This window comes from Gordonia bronchialis DSM 43247 (assembly GCF_000024785.1).
GTDB lineage: Bacteria > Actinomycetota > Actinomycetes > Mycobacteriales > Mycobacteriaceae > Gordonia > Gordonia bronchialis.
In genome coordinates this window covers 4,294,069-4,307,081 of the sequence record NC_013441.1, presented here as the reverse complement: position 1 = coordinate 4,307,081, position 13,013 = coordinate 4,294,069, and the positions used below count along the sequence as shown (strand labels likewise).

Here is a 13,013-nt window from a genome sequence, read left to right as displayed (position 1 = left end):
GGTACCCGCATCGGGACTGGAACGAACCCCTGGAGGACACCGGTGACCTCACCGAGCGATGACCCGCGCATGCCGTCGGGTCCGGTGCACGGCGCTGATTCCCCGTATCCGTCCGGTGTGTCCAACCTCCCCACCCCTGCGCGCTTGACCGTCGGCATCGTGTCCGCCGGCCGCGTCGGTACCGCTCTCGGTGAGGCTCTCGAGAAGGCCGGGCACGTTGTGGCCGGCGTCGTCGCGCGTTCACCGGAGTCTCGTGCGCGCGCCCGTGCGCGGCTGAGTGAATCGGAGATCCTCGACCTCGACGCGGTGATCGCGCGGTCGGAGCTGCTGCTGATCAGCGTGCCCGACGCGGTGCTCACCCGGGTCATCGGCGATATTGCCGCCTCCGGTGCGTTCCGTCCCGGCACGCTCGTCGCGCACACGGCAGGTGCTCACGGCATCGGCATCCTGGACCTGCTCACGGCGCTCGGCGCCGTGCCGATGGCCCTGCACCCGGCCATGACCTTTGTCGGCTCCGACGACGACACGGCCCGCCTGCACCACGCCTGCTTCGGTGTGACCGCAGCCGACGAGGTGGGCGATGCCATCGTCAGTTCGCTGGTGCTGGAGATGGGTGGCGAGCCGGTACGGATCGCCGAGGCCGACCGCACGCTCTATCACGCCGCCCTCGCCCACGGTGCCAATCACCTCGTCGCGCTCATCGCAGACGCGGTCGCCGTGCTCGACGCCGCGATCGACAAGTCCGGGCGCGACGCCGCGACCATCGACGGCAACACGTCGTTGCTCGCCGAACGCATCCTGGGCCCGCTGGTCACGGCCGCACTGCAGAACGTACTGGAGATGGGGCCGGCTGCGTTGACCGGTCCGGTGGCCCGCGGGGATGCGGGGGCGGTGGCCCGGCACCTCGACGCCCTGCGCACCATCCGTGGCGGCCCCGGGCGGGACGGCATAGCCGAGGCATATCGCACGCAGGCCCGCCGCGCGGCCACCTACATCTCGGCCCCGGCCGAGCTTCTCGACGTCCTGGAGGCACGGTGAACGCAGCGCCCTCGACCAGCCGAGCCGCGGTCGGATATACACCCGGACAGCTCACGGTGCATCGCGAACCCGCCGACCTGCGCCGGGTGACGCGTGCGCTGCGGGCGACGGGAAAGCGTGTGGTGCTGGTGCCCACCATGGGCGCACTGCATGCCGGTCACCTCCAACTCGTCCGCGCCGCCAAGGCCAAGGGCAATGCGGTGGTGGTTGTGTCGATCTTTGTGAATCCGCTGCAGTTCGGTGCCAACGAGGATCTTGACGCCTATCCGCGCACCTTCGACACCGACTGTGCGCTCCTCGAACCGCTGGGCGTGGAACTGGTCTTCGCGCCCACCGCCGCCGCCATGTACCCGAACGGCCAGCGCACGATGGTCCATCCCGGTCCGGCCGGTGCTGTCCTGGACGGGATCTCGCGTCCCACGCACTTTGCCGGGATGCTCACCGTGGTGCTCAAATTGCTCAACATCGTCGCCCCGCATGCCGCCTACTTCGGCGAAAAGGATTACCAGCAGCTGGTTCTCATCAATCAGATGGTCGCCGATCTCGACCTCGATATCGAGATAGTGGGTGTTCCGACGGTGCGTGAGTCCGACGGGCTGGCGATGTCATCGCGGAACAGGTATCTCGACGCGGAGCAGCGCGAGCTGGCGACCACCCTGTCGGCCGCCCTGGTGGCGGGCGCCCATGCCGCGCCGGGTGGCGCCGAGGCCATTCTCGGTGCGGCCCAAGCGGTTCTCCAGACCACGCCGCAGATCGCGGTGGAATATCTGGCGCTGCGCGGGCGTCAGCTCGAAGAACCACCGGAGCGTGGCGAAGGCCGACTGCTCGTCGCCGCCCGTCTCGGTACCGCGCGACTGATCGACAACGTCGGTGTGATGATCGGCGGCTATCCCGATGAGGAAGCCGACCGGCTTGACACCGATACCACCGCAACCCCAACGACAGGACACTGACGATGCTGCGCACCATGATGAAGTCGAAGATCCACCGGGCCACCGTCACCCAGGCCGACCTGCACTACGTGGGGTCGGTGACCATCGACGCCGACCTGCTCGACGCCGCCGATCTCCTCGAGGGCGAGCAGGTGACCATCGTCGACATCACCAACGGTGCCCGCCTCGAGACCTACGCCATCGCCGGCGAGCGCGGTACCGGCGTCATCGGGATCAACGGCGCCGCAGCCCATCTCGTGCATCCCGGAGATCTGGTGATCATCATCGCCTACGGCATCCTCAACGAGCAGGAGGTGCGCGACTACGCGCCGCACGTCGTCTTCGTCGACGAGCACAACCGGGTGCAGGAGTCGGGTACCGACCCGGCCCGTGCCCCCGAGGGGTCGGGTCTGCTCGACCCACGGCATGCCGACAACCACGCCTTCGCCGACGCCTGAGCGGCCCGCCACACCATGCTGCTGACCGTCGACGTCGGGAACACCAACATCCACCTCGGAGTGTTCGCCGGACTCGGCGACAACGCGAAACTGGTGCGGGACTGGCGGATTCACACCGACCCGCACTACACCTCCGATGAGTTGGCCTGGGCGTTCCGCGGGATGCTGGGCTCCGACATCGATCAGGTCACCGGCGTCGCCGCCTTGTCCACGGTGCCGTCATTACTGCGTGAGTTGCGGGTCATGGTGCCCCGCTACTTCGGCTCCGGCCCGCACGTCCTTCTGGAACCGGGGGTGCGCACCGGGGTGCCGCTGCTGGTGGACAATCCCAAGGAGGTCGGCACCGACCGCGTCGCCAACTGCCTTGCCGCACACCATGAGTTCGGCGGACCGTGCATTGTGGTGGCCTTCGGGACGGCGACCGTCGTCGACGCCGTGTCGGCCAAGGGCGAGTTCCTCGGCGGCGCCATCGCCCCCGGCGTGAACCTGGCGGTGGAGGCGCTCTCGGAACACACCGTCACGGTGCGCAAGGTCGAGCTCATGCCGCCGCGCAGCGTGCTCGGCAAGAACACGATGGAGGCCCTGCAGTCGGGCATCCTCTACGGCTTCGCCGGTCAGGTCGACGGCCTCGTCGAGCGGGTCCGCGACACCGTCGACGGCTTCGACGACGACGACGTCCCGGTGGTCGCCACCGGTTATCTCGCACCGCTGATGTTCGACGAATGCCGTTCGCTGACCGACCACCACACCCACCTCACCCTCGAGGGGCTGCGCCTGGTTCACGAACGGGCGAAAGCGAATCCGCGACGGAAGTGACCACCTGTTGGTTGAGCCGACTCGAGCCGCTAGGCGAAAGGCGTGTCGAAACCAACTGCTACACAACAACAGTCGCGCCCACCGAAGAACCGATCTCGGCCAGCCGCGACTTCGGCGGAAGGCTTCCTCGGTCAGCAGATGGTCGGGTATTGCGGGCGGACGACTCTCGCGGCGAACCGTATCTGCCACGTCCACACCTGTGCGGGCAGTGAGATCGCCGAGCACGGCGGTCTGCGCCTCGAAGAATTCCGCCATCCGCTTCTCGGCAGCCTCCTGCGCGGCCTGTAGTGCCTGGTTGGCATAGACGGTGATCGCGGCGCCGAGGGCCGCCCGGTCGAGTGCGCGGGTGAGGATGTCCACGTTGACGATGTGGCCGGCAGCGTTGGCCTCGACCGCGACCGACCGGTCGCGTGCGGTTGCAGTCGCGGTGATGCTTTCGGTCGCGGCACGCGATTCCTCCAACAAGCGAAACTGACGCTGCAATTCGGCGACGAGTTCCAGGGAGCGCTCATCGGCGTCACTCATCGCTTCATTCCCTTCTCGAGTTTCGTGATGGCGCGCTGGGCGTCTCGTCGGATGAGTTCGCGAGGATCTTCGAGGTAGGGGCGGAGGAGGGGGATGTCTTCGTCGGGTCGCTTCATCCGGGCCAGAGCGGTCATCGCCTCCTGGGTGACTTCAGGATCATTCTTGAGCAGATGGACGAGAAGATCATGACTACGGTCGCTGCGGAAGCGGCCCAGATAATGGGTGACTGGGCCACGGACGCCCGCGTGCTGATTGTCTAGCAGGGAGACCATCCGGTCGTAGTCGGCCTTGGTAGCGATGTAGTCGAGTGCACGCGCTCCATAGTGGCGAACCCCAAGTGGACACCACGGCTTGCCGAACTGGCCGAAGATGGCGTCGATGGCGTTGCGGTTGCCCTTGGCGGCCGGGTCGATGAGGTTCTTGTTGAGGCAGATCCAGATGCCGTCTTTGTGGTCGCGTTCGGCTCTTGTTCTCCGTGGTTCCGGGATGCGCTCGTCGATGTGCTCAGTCCGCGAACACCGGAATCGCGGTAGGCATTGTTTTGTAGAGGTACACCAAAGGGTCAAGGTAGTAGGTCTTGTAGCCGACACGTGCAAGGTCGCGAACCAGACGGAAATCCACGCCGCCCTGTCCATCTTTGATTCGAGGGGGCGGGTTGGATAACCATTCGGGTCCGCGGGGCATGTACGCGAACTGGAAGGGTGGCGGGTCGGGCAGATCCCGAAAAAACTCATCCTCGGTCATGGCACCGGCACTCCCGAATACGGCTGTGGATTGCGGCTGATCGGACGGCCCCACTCACCACCGGTCACCGATCTGCGGCGCGATGAGTTCGTCGTAGACGTCCGCGATCGCGGCCTCCGCGTCGGCGTCGATCGGGGAGAGCCCCGCGGCTGCCGCATTCGCACGCGCCTGCTCGGTATTGCGCGCACCGGGGATCACGGTGGTCACGCTCGGCTGGTCGATGATCCACCGCAGCGCGAACTGCGCCATCGTCGCGTCGGCCGGCACCAGCGGTGCGATGCGCCGCACGGCCTGTAGACCCGTTTCGAAGTCGACGCCGGCGAAGGTCTCGCCGATGTCGAAGGCCGAACCGTCGCGGTTGAAGGTGCGATGGTCATTCGCCGCGAATTGGGTGTTCTCGTCGTACTTGCCGGACAGCAGACCACTGGCGAGCGGAACCCGGGCAATGATCCCGACACCGGCCTCGCGTGCAGCGGGAAGCACCTCGGCGATCGGACCCATCCGAAACATGTTGAACACCAACTGGATACTGGCCACACCCGGCCGGGCGACGGCGGTCAGCGCTTCGGCACGCGTCTCGACGCTGAACCCGTAGTTCGCGACCCGACCCTCGTCGACCAGCGTGTCGAGAGCCTCGTAGGTCGCGCCGTCGGAGTAGACCGAGGTTGGCGGGCAGTGCACTTGGACCAGGTCGAGGGTGTCGACGCCGAGCTTCTCACGTGACCGGTCGGTCCAGGCGCGCAGATTGTCGAGCGTGTAGATGTCGGCGGTCTGGGGCATCACCCGTCGACCGGCCTTGGTGCCGACCAACACATCGGTGTGGCCGCCCTCTGCCAGGAAGCGGCCGATGGGCTCTTCACTGCGCCCGTCTCCGTATGCGTCGGCGGTGTCGAAGAATCGGACGCCCTCGTCGTAGGCGGCCTGCAGTACCCCGAGGGCGTCGTCTTCGTGAACGTCGCCCCAGTCGGCGCCGAGTTGCCAGGTCCCGAGCCCGATCACCGATACGGGTCGCCCGGTCCGGCCCAGAATGCGCGTTTCCATACTGCCTCCTGACGTCGTCGTCGCATCCCCGCGACCGGCTGCGAGACTACGCGCCGACTTTTGCGCACCGGGCGCACGAAACCCCGCCGACTCTGGACCAGCAGCGGTGCACTGTGGCAAACTGTTCGCCGTGATCAAGAGCTGTCTGGAGTGTTGTCAGGGCTGAGTCCGCATTTGCGGCTGCCCTCCTTCGCGCTCCCCGCTCACTTCTGATCACTATCGAGGTTTCTCATCATGACCGCATCGGTCCAGGTTCTCGCACCCGTCTCGGCCGCAGCCCCCGACGCCCCGCTCTCCCTACAGGTCACCGATTACTTCCGCGCCGTCGACGCCGGCGCCACCCCAGTTGACCTGCGCAGTCATCGTAGACGCCAAACCGACGGCGCCCTGCTCGGCGCGCTCGCCATCGAGGCCGTCGAGGTCCTCGAACGGCTCACCCCGGGCGCACCCGGCGCGCTGCGCTCGGCCACTGCCGACGCCCGCTGGATCCTTGTCAGCGAGGACGGCCACGAAGCCGAGTGGCTGGCCTGGCATCTGCAGGCCCGCGGTGTGCGTGGAGCGGTGTTCGTCGTCGGCGGATATCGCCGACTGCGGCAGGTCGGCATCAACGGCACCATCCGCGACGACGAACTAGCCATCATCGCCTCACACGACAGTTAGTGTCCCGTATTGGAAATTCGTTGACGATCCCGACGCCCAGGCGGCGCCTCGCTGCGTTGGCGTCGTCGCAGGTACAACCAGTAGCTGCGTCCTCCGCCGCCTTGCGATGCATCCTCCTGGATCGCCGGACTCGCGCCAACGAATTTCCAACACGGGACACTAGACCGGACGGACCGCGGGTTTGGGGCTGGTTCAGCTGCACCGATACGCTGCACAGCGTGAGTGAGCGCGCTACCGACACCGAGGACCAGACCCCCGAGCAACTCCGCATCCGCCGCGAGAAGCGGGAACGGATCTTGGCGCAGGGCCGCGACGCCTACCCGGTGTCCATCCCCCGCACCCACACGCTCGCGCAGATCCGCGCCGACCACCCGGACCTCGAGGCGGGCACCGAGACCGGTGAACACGTCGGCGTCGCCGGACGCGTCATCTTCCTGCGCAACAAGGGCAAGTTGTGTTTCGCGACGCTGCAGGAGGGGGATGGCACCCAGCTGCAGGCGATGGTCAGCTTCAACGGCGTCGGCGAGGAATCGCTGGCGCGGTGGAAGGCCGAGGTGGATCTCGGCGACATCGTGTTCATCTCCGGCGAAGTGATCAGCTCGCGCACCGGCGAGCTGTCGGTGATGGCCGAGCGCTGGGAGATGGCATCGAAGTCGTTGCGGCCGTTGCCGGTCGCCCACAAGGACATGAACGAGGAGACGCGTGTCCGGCAGCGCTACGTCGACCTCATCATGCGTCCGGAAGCCCGCTCGATCGCCCGCACGCGCATCTCGGTGATCGCCGAACTCCGTGCCGCGCTGGGCCGTCGCGGCTTCCTCGAAGTCGAGACGCCGATGCTGCAGACCCTGCACGGCGGCGCCGCGGCCCGGCCGTTCGTGACGCATTCCAACGCCTTCGACATGGATCTGTTCCTGCGCATCGCACCCGAACTGTTCCTCAAGCGCTGCGTGGTCGGCGGCATCGAGCGTGTCTTCGAGATCAACCGCAACTTCCGCAACGAGGGCGCCGACTCCACCCACTCACCCGAGTTCGCGATGCTCGAGACCTATCAGGCCTACGGCACCTACGACGACGCCGCGACGATGACTCGTGAACTCGTGCAAGAGGTTTCACAGGCGGCGCTGGGCACTCTCACCCCGGAGATGCCCGACGGCACCACCTACGACCTGTCGGGTGAATGGACCTCGCTTCAGATGTACCCGTCGCTGTCGGAGGCGCTGGGACGCGAGATCGTGCCGATGAGCGAAGGCGGCGGGACGAGCGTGGACGAGCTGCTGGCCATCGCCGCCGAGGTCGGCCTCGAGATCCCCAAGGACAAGGGCTACGGCCACGGCAAACTCGTCGAGGAACTGTGGGAGCACATGGTCGGCGAGAAGCTCACGCAGCCGGTGTTCATTCGGGACTTCCCGGTGGAGACCTCGCCCCTGGTGCGGGCGCACCGCAGCGTGCCCGGCGTCGTCGAGAAGTGGGACCTCTATGTCCGTGGGTTCGAGCTGGCCACCGGCTACTCCGAACTCGTCGATCCGATCATTCAGCGGGAACGGTTCGTCGATCAGGCCCGCCTGGCCGCTGCCGGTGACGACGAGGCGATGGCGCTCGACGAGGAGTTCCTGGCCGCGATGGAGTACGGGATGCCCCCGACCGCCGGCACCGGCATGGGCATCGACCGGCTGCTCATGGCGCTCACCGGCCTCGGCATCCGCGAGACGATCCTGTTCCCGCTGGTCAAGCCGATCAACTGAGGATTGGTGTCCAGAAAGGTCACCGCTGAGGGGGTCGACCTGCACCGGTGCAGGTCGACCCCCTCAGCGGTGACCTTTCTGTAGCGCATTCCCGCCGGTCGCCTGCCGCGCCCGGTAGGCGGCTACGGCGTTGCGGTTGGTGCAGGCCGTCGAGCAGTAGCGGCGTGATCGGTTGCGCGAGAGGTCGACGACCAGGGCGTTGCAGGAGTCATCGGCGCAGACGGCGAGGCGGGAGGTCTCGTCGGCGCGGACCACCTCGATCATCGCCATCGCCGTCTCGACCATGATGCGATCGGCCAATGGCGCATCGTCGTCGATGGCGTGCAGATGCCAGTCGGTGTCGCCGTGCCGGACCAGCTGCGGGAGCGCCTGGTGTCGTCGCAGGATGTTGTTGACCTGCGGCACCGCGTCGTCGCGGTCGGCGAGCAGCAGGGTGCGTAGCTGTGCGCGAATGCCGCGGACCGACGCCACCTCATCGGCATTCCCGTCGTGGCGTCCGGTGTAGCCGTACCGCGTCCAGAAGTCGTCGAGGTCGGCGGGAGTGTCGAGTGGCGCGTGGCCTTCGGCCGAGTTCACCAGGGCGACCGCAGCCTGCAGTGCCCCGTCGATGTCATCAGCAAAAATCACATTGACACATTACCAAGCGCGACCCTAGTGTCATTCACCATGACGTCTGTGGCTAATGACAGGGCGGTGGCGAATCCGTCCGTGCGAGGTGGGCTCGTGCTCGCCGTGGTGTCGGCCGCGAGTTTCGGCATATCGGGCGCGCTGGCCACGCCGCTCATGGCGTCGGGGTGGAGTCCCGGAGCGGTGGTTGCCATCCGAATCGGCCTCGGCGGTGTTGCGTTGCTCCCCTTCGCGATCCGCGACCAGGGCGGATGGTCGTCGCTGCGGGCGCATCACCTTGCTCGGCTCGTGCGCGAGCATGGCCGCATCATCATGCTGTACGGGCTGCTCGCGATCACCGCCGCCCAGTTCTGCTACTTCTCCGCCATCCAGACGATGGATGTTGGTCCGGCCCTGCTGATCGAGTACACCGCACCGGTGGTCGTCGTGTGCTGGATGTGGGTGGTGCATCGGCAGCGACCGAGTGGTTGGGCATTCGCGGGTATCGCAATTGCCGCCGCCGGTTTGGTGTTGGTGCTCAACATCTTTGGCGGCTCGTCACTGAGTACGAGTGGCGTGTTGTGGTCCTTCGGGGCAATGATCGGCGCGGCCGGTTACTTCCTGATCTCGGCACACGGCGACGGCGCGCTGCCACCGTCGGTACTCGCCGCGGGTGGGATGATCTTCTCCGCCATACTCCTGCTCGCACTCGGCGCGGCCCGACTCATGCCCATGACTGCCGGCGCATCACGGATACAGTTCGACGGCTTCGCGGCGCCGGCCTGGGCGGTGTTGCTCGGGCTGGCGCTGATCAGCGCGGCCACCGCCTATCTGACCGGTATCGGTGCGGCACGACGACTCGGTGCCCGGTTGGCGTCGTTGTGCGCACTGATGGAGGTCGTGGCTGCGATCGTCTGGGCCGCAGCCCTTCTCGGGCAGATCCCGGCCCCGATGCAGATCGTCGGCGGCGTGCTCATCATCGCGGGCGTCGTCGCCGCCAAGATGGGGGAGAAGGACTCCGCGGCGCCGATACCGGATGCCGTCCCGCTCGACGGTGTGCCCGATCGGGTTGGACGGGACTGAGGCGGAACTACGGCGACTCGGGCCATTCGCCGCGGATCCAGTCCACCGGTGTCTCAAGGGTCCCCGTCTGGTGTCGGGCGACGGCGGCATCGGCATCCGATGCATCTGGTCCGCGGTGTTCGATTCGGGAGATGCGTTCTGCCTCATCGAGTTCCAGCCAATAGCCGGTGAACTCGACGCCGCGTCCGGCAGCGACGTCGGCGATGGCGCGTTGCTGGGCATGGCTGCCGAACACCGCGTCGGCGATGACGCTCATCCCTCCCGCGAGATCGATGCCGGCAAGCCGATTCAACTCCTCGTAGACGGCGGCTCGCGCCTGCGATGTGTAGGCACTGCGAGGTAGTCGTTCAGTCATCCCGACTCCGGCGAGACGCTTGCGCAGCACATCGGTGCGCAGGATGCGTGCCCCGGGTGCGGGGTCAACGTCGCCGCCCATCGCGCGGGCCGCAGTGGTCTTGCCGGTACCCGACCCGCCGCCGATCGCAATCAGCCGCGGTGTGGTCGGATTGGTGAAACCTTCTGCGAGAGCCAGGTATCGGCGCGCCTGCGCCGGGTTGTCGGCGGCTGCGTTCACGTGGGCGCGAACCGACGCACGAATGGCCAGCATGATCGGCAGCAGCCGGTACGCGTCCTCGTCGTCGGCGGACAGATCTAGATAGTGGTTCACTACCGTGTTCGCCTCATGCCGCAATTCCCGCGCCCACAGATCCATCACCAGGAAGGCAAGATCGTAGAGGACGTCGGTGGTGGCCATCTCCTCGTCGAACTCCAGACAGTCGAACGGGACCGGGCGATCGTCGATGATCGCGATGTTGCCCAGATGCAGGTCGCCATGCACTCGGCGCACCCGTCCGGTCCGTGCGCGGTGGTCGAGGAGGTCGGCGTTCTCGTCGATCATCGCGCCGATGCGTCGCGTCAGATGTTCGGCCGCATCGGGATCGAGAATGTGGGGGAAAGCCGACATGCTCGCGAGGTTGCCGTCGACAACCTCGCGCAGCCGGTCCGCCCCATGCGGATCGTCGCTGATCGGAGAATCCCGATGAAGGTCGACGACGGTCTCGGCGAGTGTCCGCAGGAACGCATCGTCGAGCCGGCCGGGTTCGGCGCGCGTCACGAGCAGTGCGTCGTCGTCGAACCTGGTCATCTCGAGTACCCAGTCCACCGTTTCGCCGGCGCCATCGAGGTGCAGTGAGCCGTCGGCGTCCCGGCGGATCGCGTGCACCGCGCGATAGACTTCCGGCGCGAACCGACGGTTCAATTCGAGCTCGCGGGCCAGCACATCATGCCGGCGGTCGGGTGTCGAGAAATCGAAGAAGCGTAGTCGGACAGGGCGTTTCATCTTCCAGGCACGATCGCCGTTGAGGTAGATCACCGCGCCGTGGGTGACGATGCGGGTGGTGGGGAGATCGGGATGCAACACGCCCACCGATCCGAGGATCCCGTCATCGACGTCGTCACCCGGATGCATGGTCGACACCGCGCAACCACCCCTCCGTACTCGGCGATTCGGTTCGATCCTACGGCTCACCAACGCACGCGGCGGGATGGCGTCGGGTCTGCGTGTCCGAACGGGTCGTCCTCGGTGTGTTCCGTTGGCAATATGCCGTCGGTGGTACGTGAGGGCGAACGTTACGGACACGACCCGGGTTGATCAATGGTCTTCTCAGGTGTGGTGGGTGGGCGGGGTGGTTGCGAATGTGGTTGTGTCGCAGGTGGTTTCGACACGCCTCTCGCCTAGCGGCTCGAGTCGGCTCAACCAGCGGACAAGGCGGGTCGGCCAGCAGGTGAGGGCTCAGGTCAACTCGCGCTTGAGGATCTTCCCGGCCGCGTTGCGCGGGAACGCCTCCACGAACACCACCGACCGCGGCACCTTGAAGTTCGCGAGATGTTCACGTGCATAGGCGATGACGCGTTCCTCGTCGAGATCCGCACCGTCCCGCAGGGTGAGGTAGGCGCGGCCGACCTCGCCGAGACGCTCATCGGGGACTCCGACGACGGCGGACTCGGTGACCCCATCGAGGCGAGCGAGGGTCTGCTCGATCTCGGCCGGGTAGACGTTGAACCCGCCGCAGATGTACATGTCCTTGAGGCGGTCGGTGATCTTGAGGTTTCCGTGCTCGTCGAGGGTGCCGATGTCGCCGGTGTGCAGCCAGCCGTCGGCGTCGATGGTCGCCGCGGTCGCGTCGGGATCATCGAGGTAGCCCGCCATCACCATCTTTCCGCGCGCCAGGACTTCACCCTCGTCGGAGAGCCGGATCTCCATACCGTCGAAGGCGCGTCCACAGGTGTTGGCGACCGTCTCGTCATCGTCGTCGGGCGTGCAGGTGGATACGAAACCGCTGCATTCGGTGAGGCCGTAGGCGGTGATGACGGTGTCGACGCCGAGATCGCGCTGGATGCGTTCGACGAGCACCACCGGCACGATTGCGGCGCCGGTGACCACCAGGCGCAGCGACGACAGGTCGAACTCCGCGCGGTCGGGGGCATCGAGGATGGTCTGGAAGATGGTCGGCGCGCCGGGGAAGATGGTGGCCCGTTGGTCGGCGGCCAGCTCCATCGCCGCCGGCGGCGAGTACACCGCCAGCGGCAGCATGGTGACCCCGAACAGCACACACGGCAGGATGCCCGCCTTGTAGCCGAAGGTGTGGAAGTACGGGTTCACCATGAGGTAGCGCTCGCCTGGATGTAGTCGGCCGTTGGCGCCCCACGCATGCGATCCGGCGACGGTTTGACGGTGAGTTGCCAACACCCCCTTGGACTTTCCGGTGGTTCCGGAGGTGAACAGGATGTCGGAGATGTCCTCGGGGGAGACCGAGTCGGCACGACGATCGGCCTCGGCGAGGTTCTCGTCGGTGGCTCGGGCGAGAACCTCGCCCCAGGAGACTGCGGGAGCCGGAGACGCAGACGGGGCGAGCGGCACGTGCACGATCACCCGGGGTAGCGCGTCGGCATGGTCGCGCAGCAGGTCGGCCAGGTGGTCGGTACCGAGGAACTCACCGGAGACGACGACGGCCTTCGCCTTCGACCGTGTGATGATCTCGATGGCCTCACCGGCGGTGTAGCGGGTGTTCAGCGGAACCAGGGTCGCGCCGGCGTAGTGCACGCCGAGGGCGGCGATGGGCCAGTGAAAGCTGTTGGGCGACCAGAGTGCCACCCGGTCGCCCGCACCGATACCCGACGCGGCCAGTGACGCGGCGAAGCCACGTACAGCGTCGTGCAGTTGCGTCCAGGTCAGTTCCAGCGGGTCGGACCACTGCCCATCGACGATGGCCGGCAGGTCCGGCCAGGTCGCCGCGGCACGACGCAGGGCCGCCGGGGTGGTCTCGGGAAAGTCTGCAGCGGGCGTCGTCGGAGGCTGCTCCATGCCC

12 protein-coding genes and 1 pseudogene are annotated in these 13,013 nt (G+C 66.9%); 7 read left to right on the top strand and 6 right to left on the bottom strand.

Annotation, left to right across the window (positions count from 1 at the left end; translation table 11 throughout):
* Positions 1-42 precede the first annotated feature (42 nt).
* Genes GBRO_RS19915 through GBRO_RS19900 form a run of 4 tightly spaced genes read left to right on the top strand, consistent with a single transcriptional unit; the run spans position 43 to position 3,244 of the window.
* Positions 43-1,038, top strand: coding sequence for a Rossmann-like and DUF2520 domain-containing protein (locus GBRO_RS19915; RefSeq protein ID WP_012835681.1), 996 nt, complete (start codon positions 43-45; stop codon positions 1,036-1,038).
* Positions 1,035-1,991: a pantoate--beta-alanine ligase gene (panC, locus tag GBRO_RS19910; protein WP_012835680.1), complete on the top strand. Its 957-nt coding sequence runs from the start codon at positions 1,035-1,037 to the stop codon at positions 1,989-1,991. The genes GBRO_RS19915 and panC overlap by 4 nt, the downstream gene beginning before the upstream one ends.
* 2 nt (positions 1,992-1,993) lie before the next feature.
* A complete protein-coding gene (panD, locus tag GBRO_RS19905; RefSeq protein ID WP_012835679.1) occupies positions 1,994-2,428 on the top strand; it encodes an aspartate 1-decarboxylase in 435 nt (144 codons plus the stop codon).
* Between the two features lie 15 nt (positions 2,429-2,443).
* Complete coding sequence (locus GBRO_RS19900; RefSeq protein ID WP_012835678.1) at positions 2,444-3,244, top strand: type III pantothenate kinase; 801 nt, start codon at positions 2,444-2,446, stop codon at positions 3,242-3,244.
* Between the two features lie 252 nt (positions 3,245-3,496).
* On the opposite strand, the pseudogene GBRO_RS27810 reads toward GBRO_RS19900, so the two are convergent.
* The 3 genes and pseudogenes from GBRO_RS27810 to GBRO_RS19890 all read right to left on the bottom strand — a co-directional run.
* A pseudogene (locus tag GBRO_RS27810) lies at positions 3,497-3,769 on the bottom strand (YbaB/EbfC family nucleoid-associated protein); the annotation flags it as partial.
* A complete protein-coding gene (locus GBRO_RS19895; protein WP_147290672.1) occupies positions 3,766-4,404 on the bottom strand; it encodes a HEAT repeat domain-containing protein in 639 nt (212 codons plus the stop codon). The pseudogene GBRO_RS27810 and the gene GBRO_RS19895, both read right to left, overlap by 4 nt.
* Before the next feature lie 163 nt (positions 4,405-4,567).
* The gene (locus GBRO_RS19890; RefSeq protein ID WP_012835676.1) at positions 4,568-5,554 is read right to left on the bottom strand and encodes an aldo/keto reductase; all 987 of its coding nucleotides are present in this window, start codon (positions 5,552-5,554) and stop codon (positions 4,568-4,570) included.
* A 234-nt stretch (positions 5,555-5,788) separates the two neighbouring features.
* Between GBRO_RS19890 and GBRO_RS19885 the strand changes: the two genes are divergently transcribed.
* Together GBRO_RS19885 and lysS are read left to right on the top strand one after the other, a co-directional pair.
* Positions 5,789-6,214, top strand: a complete 426-nt coding sequence (locus tag GBRO_RS19885; protein WP_012835675.1) for a hypothetical protein — start codon at positions 5,789-5,791, stop codon at positions 6,212-6,214.
* A gap of 218 nt (positions 6,215-6,432) precedes the next feature.
* Positions 6,433-7,956 (top strand): lysine--tRNA ligase, encoded by a 1,524-nt coding sequence (gene lysS / locus GBRO_RS19880; protein ID WP_012835674.1) that lies wholly within the window; start codon positions 6,433-6,435, stop codon positions 7,954-7,956.
* A 63-nt stretch (positions 7,957-8,019) separates the two neighbouring features.
* Here lysS and GBRO_RS19875 read toward each other — a convergent pair whose 3' ends face one another.
* Complete coding sequence (locus tag GBRO_RS19875; protein ID WP_012835673.1) at positions 8,020-8,583, bottom strand: CGNR zinc finger domain-containing protein; 564 nt, start codon at positions 8,581-8,583, stop codon at positions 8,020-8,022.
* Between the two features lie 66 nt (positions 8,584-8,649).
* On the opposite strand from GBRO_RS19875, the gene GBRO_RS19870 reads away from it, so the two are divergent.
* Positions 8,650-9,645: an EamA family transporter gene (locus GBRO_RS19870; protein ID WP_041919992.1), complete on the top strand. Its 996-nt coding sequence runs from the start codon at positions 8,650-8,652 to the stop codon at positions 9,643-9,645.
* 7 nt (positions 9,646-9,652) lie between these two features.
* On the opposite strand, the gene GBRO_RS19865 is transcribed toward GBRO_RS19870, so the two are convergent.
* Together GBRO_RS19865 and GBRO_RS19860 are read right to left on the bottom strand one after the other, a co-directional pair.
* Positions 9,653-11,113, bottom strand: coding sequence for a bifunctional aminoglycoside phosphotransferase/ATP-binding protein (locus tag GBRO_RS19865; protein WP_041919991.1), 1,461 nt, complete (start codon positions 11,111-11,113; stop codon positions 9,653-9,655).
* A 324-nt stretch (positions 11,114-11,437) separates the two neighbouring features.
* Positions 11,438-13,009, bottom strand: a complete 1,572-nt coding sequence (locus GBRO_RS19860; protein ID WP_012835670.1) for a FadD3 family acyl-CoA ligase — start codon at positions 13,007-13,009, stop codon at positions 11,438-11,440.
* Positions 13,010-13,013 lie beyond the last annotated feature (4 nt).